This is a genomic window from Pontibacter roseus DSM 17521, from assembly GCF_000373265.1.
Taxonomy (GTDB): domain Bacteria; phylum Bacteroidota; class Bacteroidia; order Cytophagales; family Hymenobacteraceae; genus Pontibacter; species Pontibacter roseus.
Genome location: NZ_KB890765.1, coordinates 539,739 through 561,667, shown reverse-complemented (window position 1 = coordinate 561,667; position 21,929 = coordinate 539,739). Strand labels below are relative to the sequence as shown.

Annotated in this window: 27 protein-coding genes; 16 read left to right on the top strand and 11 right to left on the bottom strand. The window is 55.1% G+C overall.

Translation table 11 applies throughout. The annotated features are described in order from the left end of the window. Positions 1-24: 24 nt before the first annotated feature. Positions 25-1,854 carry a mechanosensitive ion channel family protein gene (locus B051_RS0114010; protein ID WP_211214342.1) on the bottom strand — a complete coding sequence of 610 codons (1,830 nt, stop codon included), beginning with the start codon at positions 1,852-1,854 and terminating at the stop codon, positions 25-27. A 251-nt stretch (positions 1,855-2,105) separates the two neighbouring features. On the opposite strand from B051_RS0114010, the gene B051_RS22480 reads away from it, so the two are divergent. The 3 genes from B051_RS22480 (at position 2,106) to B051_RS0114000 (ending at position 3,611) form a co-directional block, all read left to right on the top strand. Further along, positions 2,106-2,474 carry a hypothetical protein gene (locus tag B051_RS22480; protein ID WP_157578871.1) on the top strand — a complete coding sequence of 123 codons (369 nt, stop codon included), beginning with the start codon at positions 2,106-2,108 and terminating at the stop codon, positions 2,472-2,474. Between the two features lie 233 nt (positions 2,475-2,707). Next, entirely contained in the window at positions 2,708-2,920 is a 213-nt protein-coding gene (locus B051_RS0114005) for a Sec-independent protein translocase subunit TatA/TatB (RefSeq protein WP_018478840.1), read from the top strand. A 31-nt stretch (positions 2,921-2,951) separates the two neighbouring features. Next, positions 2,952-3,611, top strand: coding sequence for a DedA family protein (locus tag B051_RS0114000; protein ID WP_018478839.1), 660 nt, complete (start codon positions 2,952-2,954; stop codon positions 3,609-3,611). Between the two features lie 156 nt (positions 3,612-3,767). Here B051_RS0114000 and B051_RS0113995 read toward each other — a convergent pair whose 3' ends face one another. Continuing rightward, the gene (locus tag B051_RS0113995) at positions 3,768-4,724 is read right to left on the bottom strand and encodes a calcium/sodium antiporter (protein WP_018478838.1); all 957 of its coding nucleotides are present in this window, start codon (positions 4,722-4,724) and stop codon (positions 3,768-3,770) included. A 266-nt stretch (positions 4,725-4,990) separates the two neighbouring features. On the opposite strand from B051_RS0113995, the gene B051_RS22955 reads away from it, so the two are divergent. Continuing rightward, positions 4,991-5,542: a serine acetyltransferase gene (locus B051_RS22955; RefSeq protein WP_018478837.1), complete on the top strand. Its 552-nt coding sequence runs from the start codon at positions 4,991-4,993 to the stop codon at positions 5,540-5,542. Between the two features lie 49 nt (positions 5,543-5,591). Continuing rightward, on the top strand, positions 5,592-6,089 hold the full coding sequence (locus B051_RS0113985) for a hypothetical protein (protein WP_018478836.1): 498 nt from the start codon (positions 5,592-5,594) through the stop codon (positions 6,087-6,089). Between the two features lie 3 nt (positions 6,090-6,092). Here the strand turns inward: B051_RS0113985 and B051_RS0113980 are convergent, their stop codons facing one another. Continuing rightward, positions 6,093-6,989, bottom strand: coding sequence for a sulfotransferase domain-containing protein (locus B051_RS0113980; RefSeq protein ID WP_018478835.1), 897 nt, complete (start codon positions 6,987-6,989; stop codon positions 6,093-6,095). Positions 6,990-7,146: 157 nt separating this feature from the next. On the opposite strand from B051_RS0113980, the gene cysC reads away from it, so the two are divergent. Continuing rightward, positions 7,147-7,767: an adenylyl-sulfate kinase gene (gene cysC / locus B051_RS0113975; RefSeq protein WP_018478834.1), complete on the top strand. Its 621-nt coding sequence runs from the start codon at positions 7,147-7,149 to the stop codon at positions 7,765-7,767. Between the two features lie 32 nt (positions 7,768-7,799). Next, positions 7,800-8,594 carry a 3'(2'),5'-bisphosphate nucleotidase CysQ gene (gene cysQ, locus B051_RS0113970; RefSeq protein ID WP_018478833.1) on the top strand — a complete coding sequence of 265 codons (795 nt, stop codon included), beginning with the start codon at positions 7,800-7,802 and terminating at the stop codon, positions 8,592-8,594. 13 nt (positions 8,595-8,607) lie between these two features. Here cysQ and B051_RS0113965 read toward each other — a convergent pair whose 3' ends face one another. The 4 genes from B051_RS0113965 to B051_RS22595 all read right to left on the bottom strand — a co-directional run bounded on the left by B051_RS0113965 (position 8,608) and on the right by B051_RS22595 (position 12,050). Then, the gene (locus B051_RS0113965; RefSeq protein WP_018478832.1) at positions 8,608-9,843 is read right to left on the bottom strand and encodes a sulfate adenylyltransferase subunit 1; all 1,236 of its coding nucleotides are present in this window, start codon (positions 9,841-9,843) and stop codon (positions 8,608-8,610) included. 18 nt (positions 9,844-9,861) lie between these two features. Next, entirely contained in the window at positions 9,862-10,767 is a 906-nt protein-coding gene (gene cysD / locus B051_RS0113960; protein ID WP_033316924.1) for a sulfate adenylyltransferase subunit CysD, read from the bottom strand. 159 nt (positions 10,768-10,926) lie between these two features. Beyond that, positions 10,927-11,673 carry a DUF72 domain-containing protein gene (locus B051_RS0113955; protein WP_018478830.1) on the bottom strand — a complete coding sequence of 249 codons (747 nt, stop codon included), beginning with the start codon at positions 11,671-11,673 and terminating at the stop codon, positions 10,927-10,929. Positions 11,674-11,873: 200 nt separating this feature from the next. Further along, entirely contained in the window at positions 11,874-12,050 is a 177-nt protein-coding gene (locus B051_RS22595) for a hypothetical protein (protein WP_169336216.1), read from the bottom strand. 638 nt (positions 12,051-12,688) lie between these two features. Between B051_RS22595 and B051_RS0113945 the strand changes: the two genes are divergently transcribed. Together B051_RS0113945 and B051_RS22015 are read left to right on the top strand one after the other, a co-directional pair. Further along, complete coding sequence (locus B051_RS0113945; RefSeq protein WP_211214341.1) at positions 12,689-13,237, top strand: OmpA family protein; 549 nt, start codon at positions 12,689-12,691, stop codon at positions 13,235-13,237. Between the two features lie 101 nt (positions 13,238-13,338). Next, positions 13,339-14,283: a DUF2382 domain-containing protein gene (locus B051_RS22015; protein ID WP_018478827.1), complete on the top strand. Its 945-nt coding sequence runs from the start codon at positions 13,339-13,341 to the stop codon at positions 14,281-14,283. A gap of 134 nt (positions 14,284-14,417) precedes the next feature. Here B051_RS22015 and B051_RS0113935 read toward each other — a convergent pair whose 3' ends face one another. Continuing rightward, positions 14,418-14,675 (bottom strand): SemiSWEET transporter, encoded by a 258-nt coding sequence (locus tag B051_RS0113935; protein WP_018478826.1) that lies wholly within the window; start codon positions 14,673-14,675, stop codon positions 14,418-14,420. A gap of 283 nt (positions 14,676-14,958) precedes the next feature. Between B051_RS0113935 and B051_RS0113930 the strand changes: the two genes are divergently transcribed. Next, on the top strand, positions 14,959-15,384 hold the full coding sequence (locus tag B051_RS0113930; protein ID WP_018478825.1) for a hypothetical protein: 426 nt from the start codon (positions 14,959-14,961) through the stop codon (positions 15,382-15,384). A 76-nt stretch (positions 15,385-15,460) separates the two neighbouring features. Further along, entirely contained in the window at positions 15,461-16,108 is a 648-nt protein-coding gene (locus B051_RS0113925) for an SIMPL domain-containing protein (protein WP_018478824.1), read from the top strand. A 95-nt stretch (positions 16,109-16,203) separates the two neighbouring features. Here B051_RS0113925 and B051_RS21335 read toward each other — a convergent pair whose 3' ends face one another. The 3 genes from B051_RS21335 to B051_RS0113910 form a co-directional block, all read right to left on the bottom strand. Then, positions 16,204-16,866, bottom strand: a complete 663-nt coding sequence (locus B051_RS21335; RefSeq protein ID WP_071594888.1) for a YceI family protein — start codon at positions 16,864-16,866, stop codon at positions 16,204-16,206. Positions 16,867-16,943: 77 nt separating this feature from the next. Next, on the bottom strand, positions 16,944-17,411 hold the full coding sequence (locus tag B051_RS0113915) for a DUF4345 domain-containing protein (RefSeq protein WP_018478822.1): 468 nt from the start codon (positions 17,409-17,411) through the stop codon (positions 16,944-16,946). A gap of 74 nt (positions 17,412-17,485) precedes the next feature. After that, on the bottom strand, positions 17,486-18,070 hold the full coding sequence (locus B051_RS0113910; protein WP_026236404.1) for a Crp/Fnr family transcriptional regulator: 585 nt from the start codon (positions 18,068-18,070) through the stop codon (positions 17,486-17,488). Positions 18,071-18,278: 208 nt separating this feature from the next. Here B051_RS0113910 and B051_RS0113905 point away from each other — a divergent pair, with 208 nt between their 5' ends. The 5 genes from B051_RS0113905 to B051_RS0113885 all read left to right on the top strand — a co-directional run bounded on the left by B051_RS0113905 (position 18,279) and on the right by B051_RS0113885 (position 21,904). Then, positions 18,279-18,521, top strand: coding sequence for a Sec-independent protein translocase subunit TatA/TatB (locus B051_RS0113905; RefSeq protein WP_018478820.1), 243 nt, complete (start codon positions 18,279-18,281; stop codon positions 18,519-18,521). A 190-nt stretch (positions 18,522-18,711) separates the two neighbouring features. Then, positions 18,712-19,422: a ferritin-like domain-containing protein gene (locus B051_RS0113900; protein WP_026236403.1), complete on the top strand. Its 711-nt coding sequence runs from the start codon at positions 18,712-18,714 to the stop codon at positions 19,420-19,422. Between the two features lie 8 nt (positions 19,423-19,430). Then, entirely contained in the window at positions 19,431-20,231 is an 801-nt protein-coding gene (locus tag B051_RS0113895) for a ferritin-like domain-containing protein (RefSeq protein ID WP_018478818.1), read from the top strand. 289 nt (positions 20,232-20,520) lie between these two features. After that, a complete protein-coding gene (locus tag B051_RS0113890) occupies positions 20,521-21,072 on the top strand; it encodes an RNA polymerase sigma factor (protein WP_245539630.1) in 552 nt (183 codons plus the stop codon). After that, the gene (locus B051_RS0113885) at positions 21,065-21,904 is read left to right on the top strand and encodes an anti-sigma factor (protein ID WP_018478816.1); all 840 of its coding nucleotides are present in this window, start codon (positions 21,065-21,067) and stop codon (positions 21,902-21,904) included. The genes B051_RS0113890 and B051_RS0113885 overlap by 8 nt, the downstream gene beginning before the upstream one ends. The last annotated feature ends 25 nt before the right edge of the window (positions 21,905-21,929 follow it).

The following is a 21,929-nucleotide window of genomic DNA, read 5'->3' as shown; positions in this document are numbered from 1 at the left end:
ATGGTACGCAGGTATAGCGATGTGTTACTTTGCAGGCGAATGCTGTACCGAGCCCTCCGGAGGGTAAGGTATGGAACCCCGCAGCTCCCGGATACGCGCCTCGTCAAAACTCGGAAGCTGCAGCTCTCCTGCCTCCTTCCACTGACGCACCTTCTCCTGCACCTCCTGCGCTTTCTCCTCTGACACACCCTTGTCGCGTGACAGGTATAGGGTTTGGGAAGTAAATGCGAAATCGGTGCCGCTGTCTGCTACTGTGTCCATGATGCGGAGGAGCAGGTCTTCTTTCACCTCCAGAAACTCATCAAAGCTCTTGGCCAGGATGTAGGTGAATATCTCCAGGTTCAGCGAGTCTTTGCCGAGCTCGATGAAGCGGACGCGCGCCGTGGTTTCACTCACTTTGGGGTGCGCGTACAGGATGGTCCGCAACTCGACGAGCAGATACCGGAGCTGGTCAGGTGTGGTTTCGTAGCGCACGCCCAAGGTGGTCTGGAACAGAAAGCGGTCACGGTGGGCAAAGTTTTCGATGGATTGTGAAGAGAACTCGCCATTGGGTATGGTGACGACGGTACGCTCGCCGGTACGGAGCCGCGTGGAGCGCATGCCTATCTGCTCTACCGTGCCGGTGATGCTGCCCACCTTGCAGAAATCCCCTACCCGAACGGGCTGATCGGCAATGAGCATCACACTTCCCACGAAGTTCTCTACGGTCTTCTGGGCGCCTAAGGCCAGGGCGATACCGCCTATACCCAGGGCGGCCAGACCAGTTGTGACGTCAAAACCGAAGGTATCGAGCGCCATGATGATGCCCAGCACGACGATGCCTATTTTCACCCCGCGCCGCAGAAAAAGGATGGCCGAGATGCCCGCCTGGTTGTTGTGCCGGGCCAGCCGCCGCTGTATCAGGTTTGATACAAAGTCGATGAGGCGCCACAGCAGAATCAGAAAGGCAACCAGGCCCACCACCAGCGTAATCTCGCTCAGGCGCAGGCGCACGATGATGGAGATGCCCACCGCTTCGCTGGCGAACACGAAAAGCCACACGGCCAGGTATAGCCGCACCGGCAACCCGAAGGCTCCTATGATGCCCGCCGTGTCTTCGTCGCGGGCCTTGGTCCAGACGAAAGGGATGGCCAATAGAATCAATGCCACGATGGCCCGTGCAACCAGGTAGGACACAATGGCCACCAGGACAATGGCCAGCCAATGGCTGATGGGGACGCCTCCCCAACTATTTTCTTCTATGATGTCAGGCGATACTTTGTCCACCAACGGGGTAGTGGCGGCATCGTCCAGGGGAACGGGGATGCGCTGCACGGTCTGGGACGAGAAAAGCCAGACGGGCGCCCCTCCTTCCCCTTCGGTTTTTTCGACAAACAAATCGAAGCTGCTGCCTTCCAACTCGGCTTCGCCTACGCGGTCCAGGTTCGGTCCCAGGTCATCGTCATCGCGCCCTTCGGGGTTGTCGCTGAGCCAGGCGTAAGGTAAAATCTGTCCGCTCTGGTCCAGCAGCCGTTGAAGTGACCTGGCCATAGTAGCCCCATCCCGGTTTTGCTGCAGGGTGGTGTCGAGCTTCAGGTATAGGGCGGCTCTATCGTAGTCCTGTGCAGCCACGGATTTGATGAACCCGTACACTGCGCCTCTGGGGGTGCGCCTGCCCAGCGAGTCTTCCGGCCAATTGGGCGCCTGTTCTTCCTGCGCAGCCGCCGTGGTGTCGGCTTCAGTGTCCTGCGCTTGCGCCTGTCCAGGCATAAGCCAGCAGAGCAGCAAGAGTCCGTACACCAGGCTTAAAGTCAGGCGGCGTGAAGAAGCGTGTAAAGTGGTAAGGTATAGAGGTGTAAGCTTTCTGAAATCCATGGGTGTTTCCTAAGCCAGTCAACCGGATGCGGTATGGGACCGGGGTCGTCAATCTGTGTTCGTAATCTGTACTGTAACGTGAGCGGTTCTGGCTGGTTACGGCGGGCGTCTGGGCTGGGTGGAATCGGACTGGCCGCAGAGGCTGCGTCCCTGATTTTTACAGGCAATGGTGCAAGCAAGATGGATTATTGCCGGAAATATCCAAATATGGCTTACATTTGTAGCTACTGATGAAGCGAGCCGCTTATTATATGAACTCTCTGAGGCACCTGGTTCTGCCATTTGCCCTGGTGTGGGCATGTTTGTTTCTCAGCCATTCAGGCCTTGCCTCTGACAGCTACAGTTCGACTGTCAAAGCGGAACAACGAATCAGCCGTGATTCAGAACATACCCCGCACGCGCACGCCACCCAGAATTTAGGACAGGAGACACTCTACTTGTCAGAAGCTGCCACGCCGTCGGTCGTTTCTTTCAACCTACAGCCGGTTGGCTACCCCCTGGCCCGGGCCTATCGTGCCAATGCAGCCAGCAATGGCACATCGCGTCCTAAGTCTGCAACTCCGGGCACAGGATTTCTGGGCAAGTTTTTCCCATCCTGCATACAACCCAACGCCCCTTAAGTAACTGCCCTTCCAGAACAGATTAGCGCAACGTTAACAGCTGGCATCCTGCCTGCTGTATCTTCATTTCGATTTGTGGGGCGGCCAGCCTGCGCGTATGGGTCGGAAGCAGGTGGCACGAAGCAATGTGTTAGCCGAACACCCTAGGCTCGGCGTGTAGCGTCAGGAGGAGCCTACACCTTTTGGAACCAGTAATCACCATATTATCAAGAACAATATAATATTTTACCAATATGCAACATTTTGCCATTTTCACTTTTATAGGAGGGTTGGGAGGCACCGAGGTGGCCCTGATTCTCTTCGTTATCCTGCTCTTCTTCGGGGCAAAACGCATTCCTGAGCTTGCCCGTGGGTTGGGCCGCGGCATACGGGAGTTCAAGGATGCTACCAATGAAATCAAAGACGATTTAGAGAAATCTGTGAACGACAAAGGAGACAAAAAATAACCAATCCCATAAGCTAAAGACACGCCCATTGATGGAACTCATCTCCTACCTCATTGACTTCATCCTGCACATCGACCAGCACCTGGTGGAGCTGGTGCGGGAATACGAAAGCTGGATTTACCTGATTCTCTTTATCATCGTGTTCTGCGAGACGGGGCTGGTGGTCACGCCGTTCCTGCCGGGCGACTCCCTTTTGTTTGCGCTGGGGGCGTTGGCCGCCATACCGGCATCGGGGTTGAATCTGTTCCTACTCATGGCCCTGCTCATCACGGCGGCCATCCTCGGGGACTCCTTCAACTACTACACGGGCAGCAAGCTGGGCAGCCGCATCTACCTGCGTAATTTCTGGTTCCTGAGGCGCTCCCACATCGACCAGACGCAGCGTTTTTATGAGAAATACGGCGGCCGCACCATCATCTATGCCCGTTTCGTACCGATTGTGCGCACGTTTGCCCCCTTTGTGGCCGGTGTGGGCAAAATGGACTACAAGCGCTTCCTCAGCTTCAACGTGATTGGTGCCGTGGTATGGGTGGTGTTCTTCATGGTGGCCGGTTACGTGTTCGGGAACATTCCGGCAGTGAAGCGGCATTTCTCGCTCCTGATTCTGGCTATCATCGTACTGTCCGTGACCCCTCCCCTGGTTGCCGCCGTCAGAGGCTGGTTCTCCAAAAGAAAGGAAGCGATGAACTAAGCCCTGCCCTCTGAGGCGTTGAATCCGCTATACCTATCGTCTTTCCTGGACAGGTATAGCGGACTCATCGTTAGGCGTGTAAACCGTTAATCAATGAACAGTCCCTTGTCTGAAGCAACTATACCTGCCTCAGACAAGGGACTGTGGTTTTTATACCTATTCCTGCAGAATCAACATGGTGACGTACACCACATAGCAAAGCAGGAACACGCCTCCTTCCATCCTGGAAATCACACGGCCTCTTCCGGTGAAAACGAACACGAAGAGCAGCATGGAGGCGGCGATGTTGACGGCAATATCAAAGAGGGAGTTCGGGTTGATTTGCAGCGGCGTCACCACCGCCGAGATGCCTAGAATCAGGAAGATGTTGAAGATGTTGGAGCCCACCACGTTGCCGATGGCAATGTCTACGTTCCTTTTGCGTACGGCCACCACAGAGGTGGCCAGTTCCGGTAACGATGTGCCGATGGACACCACAGTCAAGGCAATGATGCGTTCTGAGAGCCCGAAAGCCTGCGCAAGGCTCACAGCGCTCGTTACAATCAAGCGGCCACCCAAAATGAGCCCGGCCAGCCCCAGCACAATAAAGAGCGCAGATTTCAGGTAGGTATAGTGACTGGTCTCTTGCTCCTCTTCCGCCGGGCTGCTCAGCGCTACTGTCATGTTGTAAACCAGAAAAATGGTGAAGAACAAGAGCAGAATAACGCCATCGGTCCGGGAGATGAGGTCAGCGGCCGTGTTGTCCAGCAGCACATCGTTGGCCACCACCAGCACCACAACCGCCGCCAGCAGGCTCAGCGGAATCTCCAGCCAGGTGGTGTTCGACTTGACCGTGAGCGGGTAGATGAGGGCACAGACCCCCAGGATGCCCATCACGTTGAAGATGTTACTGCCCATCACGTTGCCCAGCACCATCTCTGTGCTTCCCTCCAGCGAGGCGAACACGTTCACCACCAGCTCGGGGGCCGAGGTGCCAAAGGCCACAATGGTCAGTCCGATGACGATGTTGGGTATGCCCAACCGGGCGGCCAGGCTCGAGGCGCCATCTACCAGTTTATCGGCACCCAGAATCAGGACCACGAATCCTGTAAGCAAAAGCACTATATCTAACATTGGCTGGGTTCTTATATCACACGTATCAATTCCAATAGTATAGCCTTATACCTGAAAGCAGGTAAAGTTGATTGAAAAAGACTCGAAATTAAGGCAAATAACGCTATCCCTTCACACGCGACTTTAGGCTCGAGAACTTTGCGACGCCTCTGAAAGGAGGTAATGCAGCATCTGTCTGAAGCCTGCGGTTCCCTACCTGTCGGCAAAGCGTAACGCCCGTCCTGCAACTCACGTAAAGCGGAGCACAACATAACAACACGTGTACTATGTCATACCTCTTCCAGGACTGGGATGCCAACAAGGGAAACCTCAAAGGCAGACTCGTCATGCTGCTGTTCCGGTTCGCCCATCCGGCCTCCAAAAATAAATTCTTCCGTATTCTTTACCTGCCCTACCTGGCCTTCTACAAGGTGTTCGTGGAATGGATATTGGGCATTGAGCTGCCCCACTGGACCACGGTGGGCAAGAACTTCTTCCTGGGCCATGGTCAGGCCCTGGTGGTGAACGGCTGCGCCGTGATAGGCGACAACTGCTTTTTCAGGCACTCCACCACCATCGGCAACATCCGCAACGCAGACGGTTCCTACTCCGGCTCGCCGGTGATTGGCAACAATGTGGAGTTGGGTTCCAATGTGTGCATCATCGGGGAAGTGCGCATAGGCAACAACGTGCGCATTGGCGCCGGCTCGGTGGTCGTGAAAGACATACCGGACAACTCCATTGCAGTGGGCAATCCCGCCCGTGTCATCAAAACCCTGGAGCCAGCGGCGGCCCACGTACAGGCCGACCCAACGCTGGCTGCCGTGATGCAGGCCTAGGCTAATTGCTCAAAACCAATTCTGCCTGACACCGTTTCAGCAGGCGATTGTGAACACAGAAACAGGTATGCCCACAAACACGCACCAAAGCACTGATACCCTCCTACGGGAGCACCTGGTAGAGCTCCTCACCGGCGGCTTCGCCCCGAACGTCATCCTGCTGCGGGAGTTCGATTATAAGAAAGCGGGCATTGTACTCGACGGACTGCATTTCTCGGCCTGGGTGCTGCTGGGGCACATCCGGGGGCGCCACCTCACGCTGCTCCGCTACATGCAGGACCCCGAGAACAACCCGGACGTATGGCCCGAAGCCCCCTGGCCCGACAACCACCAGCCGGCCAGCCAGCAGGAATGGAACAACGCCATTGCTGCCTACGAACGCGACTTGATAGAGATGATACAGCTGGTGCAGGACCAGGCCAGTGATTTGTTCCAGGTGCAACCAAACGGCAAGACGCTGGCCTGGGCGGCCATGACCACGCTGCACCATACCGGCTACCACATCGGGCAACTCAAAACCGTAGGGCGGCAGCTCGGCGTATGGTAAGGACTATACCTGGTACAGGGGCTGCTGCGAAGCAATGACTTCCTGCTTCAGTAACTCGAAATCCTGGTGAGGCGGCATGGGGCTATACGTCATGGGCTGGCCCGGCTCGGAAGGGTAACCGAGAAAGCGAATCAAGGGACCGGCTATGACCTCCGCCCTTTCCACTTGCTCCGCGGTGAGCTGGTCCATCCAGTAGCCTGATTGCCCTTTTTTGAGATGCTTGGGGTTGCTCTTCTTTAGCGTGGAAAAATGCATGGCCTCCTCCAGCTCCGCTCTTTCAGAATCGCTTAAGGCTATACCCAGGTAGTCCAACAGGCGGTTCAGCTCCTGTTGGAAGTCGAGCAGGAAGCCTTCATAATACGCGATGTGGATGCCCTGCTTCCGGCTCAGGCGCAGGTGGTCGTACACATGCCACACCCACTCCAGCATCAAATCATCGAAGTGCCGCTGTAGGTAGCGCGCCGCATCCTTTTCCTCCTGCGGATAATATTTGAGCATATAGTCGGAGGTATAGTACCTGGCTGCTGAGATGGCCCGGTCCCGTGGGTCGCGCAGTATGTACACTTTCTTGTCGAACAGACTAAACAATTCTGGGCTCCTTTTGCAGATGGGCGAGTGCGTCCACACGTGGTTCGTCTGCGCCACGTACTGCGCGATGTCCTCCACCGGCATCCGGAAAATGCTGCTGATGCGGTAGCTGTACTGCAAATCGGTCACGTCCAGCACATCGATGCTGGCCTGGCTCGGGTAGTTCAGGTCCCAAGTTTTGGCGAGTTCATAAATAGGTTGCTTCTGTATGAAACTTGTCGTGTCGACACCCGCTTTTTGGAGCATCTGCTGCAGGATTTGGTAAAGCCAGAAGTTGCCGCATTTCGGTGCCCCGCCCTGTAGTAGTTTCATAGGTATAGCTGGTCTGCCTTTCGGTTTGGCCCCTATACGTGCCGAGAGGGCAATTGGGTAGACCTGTTTCGGAAACATGCCTGCCGCAAAACCGGTAGAAGGAGGCAGGCAAGATTGCTATACCTTTCAACCTGTGGAAGCACCAACACGACACGCCATGCAAAATATCTTCCCTTTCGAGTCCCGCGTAAGCCCTGGGCAACGCAAGCACCTGATGCGACAGGAGCCGCGGCTGGTCTGGTTTACCGGTCTTTCCGGTTCCGGCAAAAGCACGCTGGCCATGCGCCTGGAAAGCCACCTGTTCCAGCAGGGCTACAAGGTATACCTGCTCGACGGCGACAACGTCCGCCATGGCCTCAACAGCGACCTGGGCTTCTCGGCGCAGGACCGGCACGAGAACATCCGGCGCGTAGGCGAAGTGGCGGCCATGATGCTGGATGCGGGGCTGGTGGTGCTTTGCGCCTTCATCTCGCCCTATGCCGCCGAGCGTACGTTTGTGCGCAACACCGTGGGGTTCGACCGGTTCACCGAAGTGTTCGTGGACTGCCCCGTACAGGTATGCGAGGAGCGCGACACCAAAGGCCTGTATGCCAAAGCCCGCCGCGGACTCATATCGAACTTCACCGGCATCAGCGCCCCCTACGAGGCACCGGCGGCACCGGATGTGGCAGTCAGGACGGACACAGCGTCTATAGAGGAATCTTTGCAGGAAATCGTACAGCATGTCGTGCCTTTGCTGGAGTTGAAGGACGCACCCAGGGTAGTGGCTTCGGTGTAAACGTCCGTTTCGTTTTAAACCCATTTTGACTTATGGCTATACCTGCTCCCATCTCCCTGGATGATTTACTCAAGACCGCACGAACTGCCGCTCTGGAAGCCGGTGCGTCCATCCTGGAAGTATACCAGTCCGGCGACATGGGCGAAAGCCTGAAAGCCGACGCCTCTCCCCTTACCCGCGCCGACCAGGCAGCGCATGACATCATTACCAGACACCTGCTCGTCACCGGATTCCCCATTCTCTCGGAAGAAGGCAGCCACCTGCCGTATGCGGAGCGAAAGAACTGGGAATGGTACTGGCTGGTGGACCCGCTGGATGGCACGAAGGAGTTTCTGAAGCGGAACGGGGAATTTACGGTGAACATTGCCCTGATGCACCATGCTATACCTGTCGCCGGCGTCATCTATGTGCCTGTCCAGGAAACTTTGTACTGGGGCTCGAAGGAAACAGGAGCCTGGAAGGAAATGAAGGGAGAGACGACCCAACTCCAGCCCCTGCCGGAGAAGGCAACGCTGGAGAAACTGCTGCAAACGCCTGGCCTGACTGTGGTTGCCTCCAGAACTCACCTGACCGCGGAGACGGAGCTATTCATCCAACAGTTTAAAGACACACAGCTTTCCACCATGGGCAGTTCGCTGAAATTCATGCTGCTGGCCGAAGGTATAGCCGACCTATACCCGCGTTTCGCTCCTACCGCCGAATGGGACACCGCCGCTGCCCATGCCATTTTGCGGGCCGTCAATCGGGGCATTTATCAGACGAATTTGAAGTCGGAACTGGTCTACAACAAGGCGGATTTGCTCAACCCGTCCTTCATCGCTTTCTGACCCGACTGCCAACCTATTGTATCATGCAGGCGCCCACTGTAGCCAGGTTAGTTTTGTCGATGAGGATGGCACCGCCGTTTTCCCGTAGGCAGGTATAGGCATCGTGCGGCAGCGGAGAATCCGTATGAAGCGTTGTCTTCACCACATCGTTTTGCGCCACATGCTCCGGCGCAGGCTCCTGCCGCAGCGTGGTCACATTTACCCGGTAGGCCACCTGCCCCACCCTGGCCTGCACGACGCTGCTGTTGAGTTGCAGCAGATAGTTGTTGCCGGATAACAGCGGCTTGTTGTCCAGCCAGCACAGCATCACTTCCAGCTCCTGCGTCGTGGTAGGTAGGCTGTCCGGCTTCACAATGACATCGCCCCGCTTCACCTCCACGGAGTCGGCCAGGCGCAGCACCACACTTCTTGGGGCACAGGCTTCCTCCACCTTCTGCCCGCCTACTTCCACGGCAGAGATGACACTTTCCATTCCAACTGGCAGCACCCGCACCACATCACCCTTGCGGTAGCTGCCGCTGATGATTTTGCCGGCATACCCCCGGTAATCAGGTGAAGTTTGCTGGCGGATTACATATTGCACCGGGAAACGGGCTTCGCTCAGGTTCGTATGGCGCCGCACCTCCACCTGCTCCAGGAAGCGCAGCAGCGTCGGGCCCTGGTACCAAGGCATGTGTGTGGAAGGCTGTACCACATTGTCGCCCTGCAGCGCGCACATTGGGATGAAGGTGAGTGTTTGGAAGGTATAGCCTTGGGTCAGTTTGCTGAATTCAGAGGTGATTTGCTCGAACCGTTCCTGTGCGTAGTCTACTAAGTCCATCTTGTTGATGGCCACTACCAGGTGCGGCACGCCGAGCATGGAGGCGATGAGCGTATGGCGGTTGGTCTGCTCCACCAGGCCGTGCCGTGCATCCACCATAATGACGGCTAAATCGGAGTTGGAGCAGCCGGTAACCATGTTGCGGGTATACTGCACATGCCCGGGGGCGTCGGCCAGGATGAACTTGCGCCGGGTAGTCGAGAAATACTTGTAGGCCACATCGATGGTGATGCCTTGCTCGCGTTCGGCGCGGAGCCCGTCGGTGAGCAAAGCCAAGTCGGGACAGCCGGCAGCTTGGCTCCTGCTGTGCTTCTCCATCGCCTCCAACTGGTCCTGCATCACTGATTTGCTGTCATACAACAGACGGCCCATCAGGGTGCTCTTGCCGTTGTCCACGCTGCCTGCTATGATGAGTCGAAGTATATCCATGTGTGGTTCCGTGAAATCTTAGAAATAGCCTTTCAGTTTGCGGTCCTCCATCGCCGCCTCCGACAGCTGGTCGTCAAGGCGGGTGGCGCCACGCTCGCTGACGCGGGTGGCCAAGAGCTCCTGTATTACCGCCGCTACCGTGGCCGCCTCAGAGGGAACAGCCGCTGTGCAGGTCATGTCGCCGATGGTGCGGTAACGCACGCGCCTGCGTATGGCAGCTGCCGCTCCTTGCGGGAACAGTCCGGACGTCGCCATCAGCTGCCCCTGCTGCTCCACCACCTCCCGCTCGTGTGCAAAGTAAAGCGCCGGCACTTCGATTCCTTCCCGCTGTATGTACTCCCACACGTCCAATTCCGTCCAGTTGCTGATGGGGAAAACCCGTACGTGCTGGCCTTTCTGTACCCGACCGTTGTAGGTGCTCCAGAGCTCAGGCCGTTGCAGGTTGGGGTTCCATTGTCCGGCGGCATCCCGTACCGAAAACACACGTTCCTTGGCGCGGGCCTTCTCCTCGTCCCGTCGCGCGCCGCCTATGCAGGCATCAAGAGAGAACTCCTGAATGGCATCGAGCAAGGTATGGATTTGCAAGGTGTTCCGGCTGGCGAACCTGCCGGAAGGTTCCGTCAGGGCCTTAGCTTGGATGGTGTCTTCCACGTGGCGCACGATAAGTCGCTCCCCTATCCGCTCCACCAGTTGGTCCCGAAAATCGAGCGTCTCCTGAAAGTTATGGCCAGTATCGATGTGCAGCAGCGGGAACGGAAAGGTGCCCGGCCGGAAGGCTTTGAGCGCCAGGTGCACCAGCACAATGGAGTCTTTGCCACCGGAGAACAACAGCGCCGGCCGCTCACACTGCCCGGCCACCTCCCGCAGGATGTGTATCGCCTCCGACTCCAGTTCCTCCAGGTAATCCAGTGTATGGGTGCCCATGTTCCTGCCTTTTTGTTTCAGAAGCCACCCCTGCAGCCTCATTTCAGCATACGTACGCTTGCCGGTACAAGCGGTTTTAATAAGTCTTGTTAAGGTATAACAGGCGACTCTGTCAAGCACATGAAGCACTCGACTGTCGCTGAAAAATGAAATTAAAATTTACAAGGTATGCACCATCTCCCGGAGCCTGTCGGCATCCAGCACGGCATTGCCCAGGATGGTGTTGTTGAAGAACACCCATACCTCTTTCCCGTCCTCGAGCCAGTCTTTCACCATGTAGGCGTAGCGCTCTAGTTTCTCGTCAGGGTAGGCGGAGGAGTAGAGCTTTTCGTCGCCGTGCAGGCGGAGGTAAGCGGTGTTGGAGGTGGTGGCCTCTGTGCCGGGGAAACGCTTGCCGGCGCTGGCAATCACGGTGGTGATATCGTATTCGCGCAGCAGGTCCAGCGACTCCTCCGTGAACCAGGAAACATGCCGGGCCTCCAGCGCGAAAATCTGGTCAGGGTATAGCTCCCGCAAAGTCCCGTAGAAGTTCTCAGCCACCAGTCGGTCATACCGGAAGCTGCCGGCTATCTGCACCAGCACGGGCCCCAGGCGCTCCCCCATGAGCAGGTAACGCGACATGAATTTCTGCAGCGGCTCTTCAACGTCCTGGAAGTTGCGTTTGTGCGTTATCTCCTGGTTCAGCTTCGGGGCGAAATGGAAATGGGGCGGCGTCTGCGCCAGCCATTTCTCAATCGTCTTGGCCATGGTGAAGTGATAGAAACTGCTGTTGATTTCGGTGCAGTTGAAGCGGTTGGCGTAGTGGCTGAGAAAGTCGGCTGACTTGAGCTCCGGTGGGTAGAGCACTTCCTGCCAGCGGTAGCTCCAGCCCGAGGTACCTATGTGCAAGTGTGGGGTATCTGTCATGCTGTCAAGTTAAACAGACAGGTATACTTCAGCGATTCCGGCTGGTTGCAGGCAAGTATCTTTATCTTTAAACACGTGGCTATACCTCCACAACAGGTATAGGCTTGATTCTACGTGCGGGTCTAACAGCAAAAGCGCCTTTCAGCTTACACTGAAAGGCGCTTTTTTCTACTCGTTTGTCGGCAGGTATGCTTTGTCGCTTAAGGGTTTTTCTTCCGGATGGCGCTGTAGAGCACCGGACTGAAAAAGCGCAGGTTCTCCAACAGGCAGACCATGCTGTAGAATTTGTCCGGGTTGATTTCCGGTTCCTCGGCCATAGCGGCCAGCACAGCGTCCAGTGCCTCGGTATAGTTTGTATCGAATTCTTCTTCTGTCATCTCTGTTTTGCTTCGGGCTTCCACCCATTTCTCCAACCCCCATGGTGGATATAAAAGTTCAGGTACCAGTATCTGGGCGCAGACTGATTCAACCAAGAAAGAGCGGGTAGCATCAGCCGGCCATTGGGTTCTATGCTTTTAGAATGCACGGTGACAAATACTCTATACCTGTGCCTGCCATTCCTATTGCATCGCCTAATTTGGATGGCAATTCCCATTGGTCAAGCCTCTTCCCGTTAGGTATAGGTCCAGACTTGGCTCCTTCCCAGCATCTTTATTTAATTCAAAAATACTTTGCGACCAAGAATACCATCTGCAACAAGTCTTAAAATTGCACTAGAACAATAACATTTACAACCAAAGCCTGAAAGATTACTCTTATCCGCCATACCTGTGGCCTGAGGTGAAGCCAGCTAACAATCGCCAAAAAGCTCAATTACAACTTACTTTTAATCCAATGCGTACATCACTTCAATTTCAATTATATGAAATTTATATATATCAACCCATTATACTTATTTGGAACCAACTAAAAAAACTGAACAATGGCTGAATTAAACGTAGAACCGAAAAGCAACCGCCCCTGGTGGCTTTGGCTATTGCTAGCCCTTATCGCTATAGCAATAATAATATTTTTGATGCGTGGTTGTGACGATAACGATGTCACGAGAGACACTGATACCACCACAACCACTACGGGCGCCGCAACCACCAGCGAAGACACAACTGCCGACGGAGATTGGGATGGCATAGACAGAAATTTACCCGCTGCCACATATCAGGAAATCACCGATAAAGACGTGACCGTAAGGGGGAATGATGAATACGCTATCTACAGCTTGGACGAGAACATTCTCTTCGATACTGATTCAAAGGAAATACGCCCTGCGGGCACTCAGAAATTACAACAGGTCGCCGCCTCCCTGGAGCAACGTTACGCGCAAGGGCAAATCCGTGTGTATGGCTTCACAGATGCACAAGGCAGCCCGAATTACAACGAGCAACTGGCCGAAGAGCGAGCTGAGGCTGTCCGTAACTGGCTCGTGCAAAACGGGAACATCGCAGAAGACAGGATCTCCATACACCCGGTAGGTGAGGCACAACCCGTGGCATCGAATGAAACCGCGCAAGGCCGTCAGCAGAACCGCCGCGTGGAGATCGTGGCTCGCCGGGGGAGTCAGGAATAGGACAATGCCCTGAATCTTCCAGCGGTTCATACAGACTGAATCGCCTCGCGTATAACAAATTAAAAACCAGCTAATTATTTAGCCATTAAAGAATTACGACTATGAACTCAAACGATAATTATAATGAGAACAACCGCCTGCAAGAGCTTGGCGGCAGTGACTTCAAGATTGCAGAAGGAGAGCCCAACATCAAGGGCTGGACTGTAAAGGACCCACAGGGACGCACCATCGGGGAAGTAGACGAATTGCTTTTTGACCCGCAGTCGCGTAAGGTGCGCTACATCGTGCTGGACCTGGAAGGCAATGTGCTGGACCTGGAACCACGCAACGTGCTTATTCCCATTGGCTTGGCTGAATTGCATGAAGCAGATGATGACGTCATCCTGCCAAACATCACTGCGGCGCAGTTCCAGGCGCTCCCCGTATACGATAGAGATAACCTGACCCGTGAAACGGAGAATTCTATCCGAAATGCGCTGGCTGGCCTGGGCGCTGCCGGAGCAGCCACAGGCGCCGCGATGGCTGGCAGCACCAGTGACGCGCCAGACGATTATTACAATCATGAGTACTACAACGAGGATAAGTTCTACCGCAACCGTCCTACCCCTCCTCCAACCAATGCCCCCGAAGGTGACAGAACCATCCCTATCATAGAAGAGAATATGCAGGTTGGCAAAAGGGAAGTGGAAACAGGAGGCGCCAACATCCGAACCCGCATCGTGGAGCGGCCGGTAGAGGAACGCGTCCGCCTGCGGGAAGAACATGTGGATGTAACACGCACACCAGTCGACCGGCCTGCAACTGACGCTGACATGGCTCGCGCAAAAGAAGGAGAAATGAAGATAACGGAACGTGCCGAGGAGCCGGTAGTAGACAAAGAAACGCGGGTAGTAGAAGAGGTGAATATTAGAAAGGACGTAGAAGAACACGACGAGACCATCCGCGGCAGCGTTCGGAATACGGAGGTAGACATAGACAAACTAGACCCCAACGACCCTCGCAGAAGGAACCTGGGTTCAGATGACGCGGGTAGAAAGTTGGATTAACAAGCCAACATTGAGACAGCAAACGTCCTGACACAGAAAAGGGCTCTTTCATGAAAGAGCCCTTTTCTGTGTCAGGACGTTTGTATCGTATACCTTCCGTTTCGTTTCTGAAGTCGCGTCGTAAACCACACCGCTCACTTATACCTGAATTTGTAGAACAGGATGATGCTTGCCAGGAGACAGGTGACAGCATTGGCCAGCATGATAGGAAAATTCTGCACAAACACGCCATACAGGAACCACAGTAGCGTACCCGTAGTGAACAAGGTATACATGGCCGCCGAAATGGCCGACGTGTCCTTTTCCCGAATGGTCTTGATTGCCTGCGGCAAAAAAGAGACGGTGGTACAGCAGGCCGCCACCACACCCAATACCTCAATCCAATTCATCATGCTTTAACGTCTGCTGAAACTTCCTGCTAAAATAGCGGGAAAACGCTGAATTTAGTTCGCCTGTCTACGGATAAGTTTAAAGTCGAGCAACTGGGGATAAGCGCGTTATCGGGCAAATTTCCTGCCTGCCTGCAGGAGGCGAACAAAGCATTCCTACTGCGGAGGAAGACAGGGGAAGGCGGTGCGCACTTTGACGAAATTCTATTCAATATTTTTATTTTCAGTCTCTTGAAAAGTTTATATTTACCGTACATACTAAGGTACCTCATTGGTTCATAGCTGCATGGATACCATCAAGACTCTGCCAAAGGGCATGCACGAGTACAGCAACAGCTACCTTCACCTGATTATGGATGAAGAGGCGCACCTGCTGTACTCTGAGTGGGTGCGCAAACCAAGCAGCCTCGAGTACCGCGAGTCCATCGGCATCATTGCCCGGTACATCCGGGAAGGGGACATCTATTACTGGCTTCAGGACACAGAACGCTTAGGAGAAGTCACGCCCGAAGACTTCAAGGTGGTGCTACAGGAAACGGTACCACTCATAGCTTCCTCCTCTCTCAAAAAGCTGGCCCGCATCACGCCCGACGATACCAACCTGGCCGCCTTCATGCAACTGGCCAGCAGCCTGCAGGTCCAACTCAACTCTGATATACAGATTCAGCAATTCAAGACCTACCGCGAAGCCGCCGACTGGTTGAGCGAATGAAGCCGCTTTTTACTTAAAAGCTGGAATAGTCTACATTTATCTATATATTGGTCAACCTATAGGTAGATGAACAGCCATGGAACGGAAACTACAGATTACAGGCAAGGGCAAACTCTCCATTGCTCCCGATATACTGCTCCTCTCTTTCGACGCATCGGCGCAGGAATGGGAGTATGAGAAGACCATCAACGCCCTCAATGCCAAAGTGGAGGAATTGCGCAGCATTTTGGAACAGGCAGGTATAGCGCGGCACAACCTCAAGACAAAGGATTTCAGCATCCGGAAAGAGACCATCCGCAACAAGAAGACAGACCAGTATGAGTTCAACGGCTTCAAGGCCTCCCACAGTTTGGAACTAGAACTCCCCCTGGACAAGGCGCTCATCAACACCCTGCTGGGCCAGATTGCCAGGAAGCTCGACAACCTGGACTTCCATATCGCCTTTGGGGTGAGGGATGTCAGCCACCACCAGCAGCAGCTCATTCTGCAGGCCATCGCTAGAGCCAAGGAAAACGCCACGCTCATTGCCGGCGCCACCGGCGTGGAGCTGCTGGAAATCCTCGACATCGACTATTCCTTCCGGGAGCTGACCATACGGTCGCGCCGCCACGACTACCCCCTCTACGAATCCGATGCCATGATGACCTATGACGCGACGCCCGATTTCGAGCCCGATGACATTGACGTGACCGAAACCATCACCATCACCTGGCGGATAGGATAGGCTATACCTATACCTATACCTATACCTATACCTATACCTATACCCAAAAGCCGCTCTATCATCAGACAGAGCGGCTTTTGGGGTTCCATACAGACTTATCTCCTATTCCCGGACAGCCTCAGATGGATTTCTATTTCGGGGTAGATGTGGTGTTCTCCCAAGGCAGGGTCCGCAGCGTAGGTCATACCCCACCGGGTGCGGTCCAGCTTGAAGGTCGCCTCTGCCGATAGATTGTTTCCTCGCAAATCGATTCGGGCCGGGAAGGAAATTTGATGCGTCTGGCCCAGCATCATAAAGTCTCCGGTCACCCATTTGTTGGCCCCAGCCACGGCTCCTGCCACTTCACGGGTAAGCGGCGTCACGCGCTGTATCGTGAACACGGCCTCCGGGTATAGCGCCATGTGAAAGAAGTCGGGGCTCTTGAGGTGGTCCAATAGGATGGGTTTCACCTCGTCGGGCAAATCGAAGTTCTGGATAGAGGCGATGGGGATGACGAAGGTGCCGGACTTCAGCTTGCCGTTCACCACCTCCAGGTTGGTGCCGTTCATGGCGAAGGAGCCGGTATGGGCAGCAGCCGGGCCAGCCCCCTTCCACTCCACCACCGACTGCTCGGTGTTCAAGGTATAGCTGTGTTGGACGGGAGGCTCTACAACAGCAGTTGCGGATGCCGCGCCTGTCAGCGCGATGTCTTCTGATTTTTCGCAGCTAGTGAGCAGGAGGCCAGCAAAGAGAGCGAGTACTACAGTCATTCTTTTCATGGTTTTGGTCTGTTGTGTTTTTTGAAATCTGATAAGTTTTTGGGTATGTATTAAAAAACTGGAAAACTGGATGCTGATCAGCGGCTGGACAGGCCTGCCACTTGCGTATGTAAGGTTGCCTTTGCCTCCGTTTGCTTCTGAGGTGCTGCCGGTTTTGGGTACACCGTCAGGAGGCTCGCCGCCAACACAAACAGCACCGACTCCGTGAGCAGCCACTGCGTCCCGAAGTCTCCCAGGGCGCCTTCCATGAAGATGGTGAGAATGCGGGACAAGGCGTAGAAACCCCAGAGCAGGCACAGCAAGGCCAGCCCTTTGCGGGTATCGCGCAGCATGAGGTAGAGGAGGCTGATAAAAAGCGTGAGGCCCACACCGCCGTACACGCCCCGGATGGAGCTGAAGGCATCGGTGTTGGAGAGCTGCACCTGCACCAAGTCCATCACGGCCTGTGGGTCAGCGAAGGCCATCGCGCTCACAGACAGGAGGCTGAGCGCCGACAGCAGGATGAGGCCTTTGGAGGCCAATCGAATTACTTTCTGAATCTTCATAACGTGTTACATTTAGTTGAACGTCACAAAGATGGGGTGTCCCGGAAAGGTTATTCTTGGTAAATACCAAGATTTCAGATGCGCACTTTGTTGAGGAGTTTACTGAAGTTGGTGGCGTCGATGCCGAGGTAATTGGCCAGGTACTTGTGCGGCACCAGTTGCAGGAGGTGCGGGCTGCGCCGGAGCAGAATCCGGAACCGTTCCTCTGAGGTATAGCACTGCAGTTCGACCAGGCGCTCCAACAGGCCGGAGAGGCTGTGGGTGATGCCTTCGCGAATCATGGACTCCACGGCAGGCCGTGCTTCCATGACGTGTTGCAAATCGGTGAAGGAGGCCCGCAGGAATACGGAGGGTGTAAGCGTTTCATAGTAATAACGGGAAGGCTGCTGCAGCATGAACGAATCCAGCACGCCGCCAAACGAGGGGGCATAGGTGAAGACCAGTGTGGCCTCCCGGCTATGCTCATCAAAATAATACACGCGCTGCACCCCCTCTAGCACGAAGTACAGGTAGTGCTCCCGCACCCCCATGCTCGTCAGCGGCTCCTTCCGCCTGGCTGAAAGAGGCTTCCAGATGGACGCAAAAGCCTCCCAATCGGCCTCCGTCAGCGGGCGGATGGCATTTACCACTTGTCTTAATCCCTGAAGCGCATCCGGCATACCTTGAACCCTTTGTTTTGGAGGTCCTAATATAAGCCCTTTGCCCGATTTTCCGATGACAATCAAGTTGGCAGGTATAGCAGTCAGCAGCGACACCACGCTGCCGCAAATGGCAGAATGTCGGAAGAAATCCTAGAAAAGGCGATATCCCCTAAATCCGGATGCAGGAGGACGCTCGTATGTACCGTCCACCTTAACACCTGAGATTATGGAAATGACTGGCATTTTATTATTCATAGGCGGCCTCGGCGGTACAGAGGTTGTACTGATTCTGGTTGCTGTTCTTTTACTGTTTGGCGCAAAAAAGATTCCCGAACTGGCAAAGGGGCTGGGGCGCGGTATCCGGGAATTCAAGGATGCCTCCAAAGAAATCAAGCATGATTTCGAGAGCGCAGCCGCTGCCAAAGAAGAGACCCAACCAGCAGAGCAGGAAAACAGGCTCAGCGCCTGACCTGACAAGTGCCGCTGCCCTGGCTATACCTCTCCTATCCCTCCCACGGTCTGTGCCTTTAGTTTTTTTGCAGCTTTTTTCATCCGCCTAAATCCAGTGCAGTAAGCTGGGCCGTAGGTCTCGCAATGCTACAGGGCAGACGCTTTGGCCTGTAGCTGATTCAAACCTTCTTCACTTTAAGCTTAAAACCATGAAACAACTACAAGACAAACCTGCCGGGAAAGATGACGGCTTACAAAGAGCGTTGGTTACTCCTATGCAGCGCCGCATGTTCATGCGCTACGCAGGTGCAACCGCAGCCGTCACCACGCTGCTTTTCGCCACCACCTCCTGCGACGACGATGACGACACAGACCTGGACCCGATGGCAGTCGATTTGGGCTCGGGTGATGTGGGTGTACTGAACTACGCCTATGCCCTGGAGCAACTGGAGGCTGCGTTCTACACCGAGGTAGTCGCCAAATCGCTGGGTATGTTCAGCCAGGCGGAACAGCAAATCATGCAGGACCTGAAAGGGCACGAAGGCATCCACCGCGACTTCCTGAAGGCGGCGTTGGGAACCTCCTCCATACCTGACCTGGAGGTGAACTTCAGCGCCATCAACTTCAACGACAAGAACAGCATCCTGACCACGGCCAGCACCTTCGAGGACCTGGGTGTGGCGGCCTACAACGGTGCCGGAAGGCTCCTGGAAAACGCCGGCTTCCTGACGCTTGCCGGCAAAATCGTATCGGTAGAGGCGCGCCACGCCGCCGTCATCCGCGACATGATTTCGAACGGCACCTTCTCCGATTCGGCCAATAATATGGGTCTGGACCCGGCCATGATGCCTGCCGATGTGCTGGCCGCAGCCGCTCCCTTCATCACCACTAAAATATCAGCCAACAACTTACCTAAATAAGAGCCGCTATGAACATATTCAGCATAATAGAAGACATTGAGAAAGCCGACCCGGAGGTATACAACAGGTTGGACTCCCGCCGCAGCGCCTTCAAACACATGGGAAGCCTCAGCAAGAAAGCCGCCCTGGCCGCCATACCTCTGGCTCTGGGCTCTGTGTTCCAGAAAGCCTACGGGCAAAGCACCAACACTGTCGTGGAGGTGTTGAACTTCGCCCTCAAGCTGGAGTACCTAGAGCGCAACTTTTATACCCAGGCGCTGGCCGCGAACGGACTGATAGCGGATGGAGCCGCCAGAGCCGCCATCCAGAAAATCCAGATGCACGAGGCCGCACACGTGGACCTGCTCATCGCCACCATCCGCAGTTTGAGCGCTACCCCTATCAGTGAGCCAACCTTCAACTTCGGCAAAAACTTCCCGGACTGGAACACCAACTACCAGACGTTCCTGACGCTGGCCCAGGCCTTCGAGGATACAGGCGTGCGCGCCTACAAAGGACAGGCACCTAACCTAATAAGCAATGACGCGGTACTGACGGCTGCTTTACAGATTCATTCGGTGGAGGCGCGCCACGCAGCCCACATCCGGCGCATGCGCAACAACGCCGGCTGGATAGTAGGGGCCGGCGCCAACAGCAACGTGCCTGCCGGTGCACAGCCTGTGTATGCCAGTGAGGACAACGTGGCACAGGGAGGCATCAACGACATCAAGACGCTTGGCAGCGGCTACTCCGCCGATATTGCCACCGGTGCGTTCGATGAGCCACTCACCAAGGAGCAGGTGGTACAAGTTGTTTCTTTGTTTGAATAAACTCACGGCAGCCATAGCTGTTAGTATTTTACGAATTTCCCATTTCATCCCCTAGCAAAAGAGCTGCCGTTGGTGGCTCTTTTGCTAGGGGATGATGTGTGTCACCCAGGGCAAACCTGACATCTGTGTCATACCATAGGTTTTTCTGTGGATTTTCTCAAAACCTTCTGCGCAGGTAACAGTTTGCACAAAAGATTCCGTAAGGGCGGCCCGGTAGGCACCATGTATTAGATATTTACTATCTTTAGTGCGTGCCTTTATAGGTCATCTGGTAATAAAGGCAAAACAATTGGCTGATCGATATCCCATACCTAAGCTTAGTGAAGAGGAACTGGTGGCACGCCTGCGTACCGGCGATACCGCAGCCATGTCTGTGCTGTACGACATGTACAGTGCCACCCTGTATGGTGTTGTGTTGCAGATTGTGAAGGTGGAGGAAGTGGCCGAGGACGTGCTACAGGAGGCTTTCGTCAAAATATGGAAGTCGTTTGATAAGTATGACGCCTCAAAAGGACGGCTCTTCACCTGGATGATTAATATATGCCGCAATCTGGCCATCGACACAATCCGCTCGAAGCAGCACCGCGTAAGTAATACATCAGAAGACATTACCGCCAGCTTCCACTTCTCATCCGACGAATTCAAGCCGGAGCACATCGGGGTACGGGACATGATGGACAACCTCAACCCGGAGCAGAAGCAGGTGATAGACCTCATGTATTTTGAGGGACTGACGCAGAGCGAGATTGCCGATACCTACAACATTCCGCTGGGCACCGTGAAAACCAGGGCGCGCAGTGCCGTAAAACTATTAACAAGGATATTCAAAGGCCGTGCATAACGAAGACTATATAGCATCCGGAATACTGGAGCTTTATGCAGCCGGTGGCTTGACAGCGCCTGAACGGGAGGAAGTGGAACGCCGTGCCGCGTCCTCACCCCAAATCCGACAGGCCCTCGACGAAGCCTGCGCAGCCATGGAGTCGTATGCCGGCATGTACGCAGTACGCCCCAGGCCAGCGCTCAAAGACAGAATCATGCTGCAGATTGGGCACCCGGCCCAGCCTGAAGACGTGGCCTCCGCCGAAACGGAAGGGGCTCCAGTACGCTCGCTCCATTCAGCAGGTGCCAGCGAACCTTCTGCCTACAAATGGATGCTTGCGGCCAGCATCGCGCTGTTTCTGTTGTCCGGTTTGCTGAGCTTCCACTTCTACAACAAGTGGCAGCAGGCAGAGGAAAGGCTGGCAGGCGTAATCGCCTCAGAGCAACTGCTCGCCCAGAACTATCAAAACACATCACTCCGGTTACAAAGCCAGGAAGAGACGCTCGCCATCTTGCGGAACCCAGCGTTTCAGCCGGTGCGGCTGCAGGGCGTAGAGGCCCATCCGGAGGCTGGCATGACAGTGTACTGGAACCCAAGCCAGCAGCAGGTCTACATCGATCAGGTTGCCCTTCCGGCACCGCCTCCAGGCAAGCAGTACCAGTTGTGGGCGCTGGCAGACGGCGTACCTGTTGACGCAGGTATGATTGAGTATTCTGACGCCCAGGCAGGACTGCAGCAGATGAAAGCCATCGCCGCTGCTCAGGCCTTCGCCGTGACGCTTGAGCCTACAGGTGGCAGTAAGGTGCCAACGCTGGAACAGCTCACGGTCATGGGAAAAATCGAGTTTTGAGAGTCAAAGTAAGGCCGTAGGCTAA

Excerpts from the sequence above, each read along its gene's own strand:
- B051_RS0114010 (WP_211214342.1), bottom strand. The coding sequence starts at position 1,854 with ATGGATTTCAGAAAGCTTACACCTCTATACCTTACCACTTTACACGCT.
- B051_RS22480 (WP_157578871.1), top strand. The coding sequence starts at position 2,106 with ATGAACTCTCTGAGGCACCTGGTTCTGCCATTTGCCCTGGTGTGGGCA.
- B051_RS0114005 (WP_018478840.1), top strand. The coding sequence starts at position 2,708 with ATGCAACATTTTGCCATTTTCACTTTTATAGGAGGGTTGGGAGGCACC.
- B051_RS0114000 (WP_018478839.1), top strand. The coding sequence starts at position 2,952 with ATGGAACTCATCTCCTACCTCATTGACTTCATCCTGCACATCGACCAG.
- B051_RS0113995 (WP_018478838.1), bottom strand. The coding sequence starts at position 4,724 with ATGTTAGATATAGTGCTTTTGCTTACAGGATTCGTGGTCCTGATTCTG.
- B051_RS22955 (WP_018478837.1), top strand. The coding sequence starts at position 4,991 with ATGTCATACCTCTTCCAGGACTGGGATGCCAACAAGGGAAACCTCAAA.
- B051_RS0113980 (WP_018478835.1), bottom strand. The coding sequence starts at position 6,989 with ATGAAACTACTACAGGGCGGGGCACCGAAATGCGGCAACTTCTGGCTT.
- cysC (WP_018478834.1), top strand. The coding sequence starts at position 7,147 with ATGCAAAATATCTTCCCTTTCGAGTCCCGCGTAAGCCCTGGGCAACGC.
- cysQ (WP_018478833.1), top strand. The coding sequence starts at position 7,800 with ATGGCTATACCTGCTCCCATCTCCCTGGATGATTTACTCAAGACCGCA.
- B051_RS0113965 (WP_018478832.1), bottom strand. The coding sequence starts at position 9,843 with ATGGATATACTTCGACTCATCATAGCAGGCAGCGTGGACAACGGCAAG.
- cysD (WP_033316924.1), bottom strand. The coding sequence starts at position 10,767 with ATGGGCACCCATACACTGGATTACCTGGAGGAACTGGAGTCGGAGGCG.
- B051_RS0113955 (WP_018478830.1), bottom strand. The coding sequence starts at position 11,673 with ATGACAGATACCCCACACTTGCACATAGGTACCTCGGGCTGGAGCTAC.
- B051_RS22595 (WP_169336216.1), bottom strand. The coding sequence starts at position 12,050 with ATGACAGAAGAAGAATTCGATACAAACTATACCGAGGCACTGGACGCT.
- B051_RS0113945 (WP_211214341.1), top strand. The coding sequence starts at position 12,689 with ATGCGTGGTTGTGACGATAACGATGTCACGAGAGACACTGATACCACC.
- B051_RS22015 (WP_018478827.1), top strand. The coding sequence starts at position 13,339 with ATGAACTCAAACGATAATTATAATGAGAACAACCGCCTGCAAGAGCTT.
- B051_RS0113935 (WP_018478826.1), bottom strand. The coding sequence starts at position 14,675 with ATGATGAATTGGATTGAGGTATTGGGTGTGGTGGCGGCCTGCTGTACC.
- B051_RS0113930 (WP_018478825.1), top strand. The coding sequence starts at position 14,959 with ATGGATACCATCAAGACTCTGCCAAAGGGCATGCACGAGTACAGCAAC.
- B051_RS0113925 (WP_018478824.1), top strand. The coding sequence starts at position 15,461 with ATGGAACGGAAACTACAGATTACAGGCAAGGGCAAACTCTCCATTGCT.
- B051_RS21335 (WP_071594888.1), bottom strand. The coding sequence starts at position 16,866 with ATGAAAAGAATGACTGTAGTACTCGCTCTCTTTGCTGGCCTCCTGCTC.
- B051_RS0113915 (WP_018478822.1), bottom strand. The coding sequence starts at position 17,411 with ATGAAGATTCAGAAAGTAATTCGATTGGCCTCCAAAGGCCTCATCCTG.
- B051_RS0113910 (WP_026236404.1), bottom strand. The coding sequence starts at position 18,070 with ATGCCGGATGCGCTTCAGGGATTAAGACAAGTGGTAAATGCCATCCGC.
- B051_RS0113905 (WP_018478820.1), top strand. The coding sequence starts at position 18,279 with ATGGAAATGACTGGCATTTTATTATTCATAGGCGGCCTCGGCGGTACA.
- B051_RS0113900 (WP_026236403.1), top strand. The coding sequence starts at position 18,712 with ATGAAACAACTACAAGACAAACCTGCCGGGAAAGATGACGGCTTACAA.
- B051_RS0113895 (WP_018478818.1), top strand. The coding sequence starts at position 19,431 with ATGAACATATTCAGCATAATAGAAGACATTGAGAAAGCCGACCCGGAG.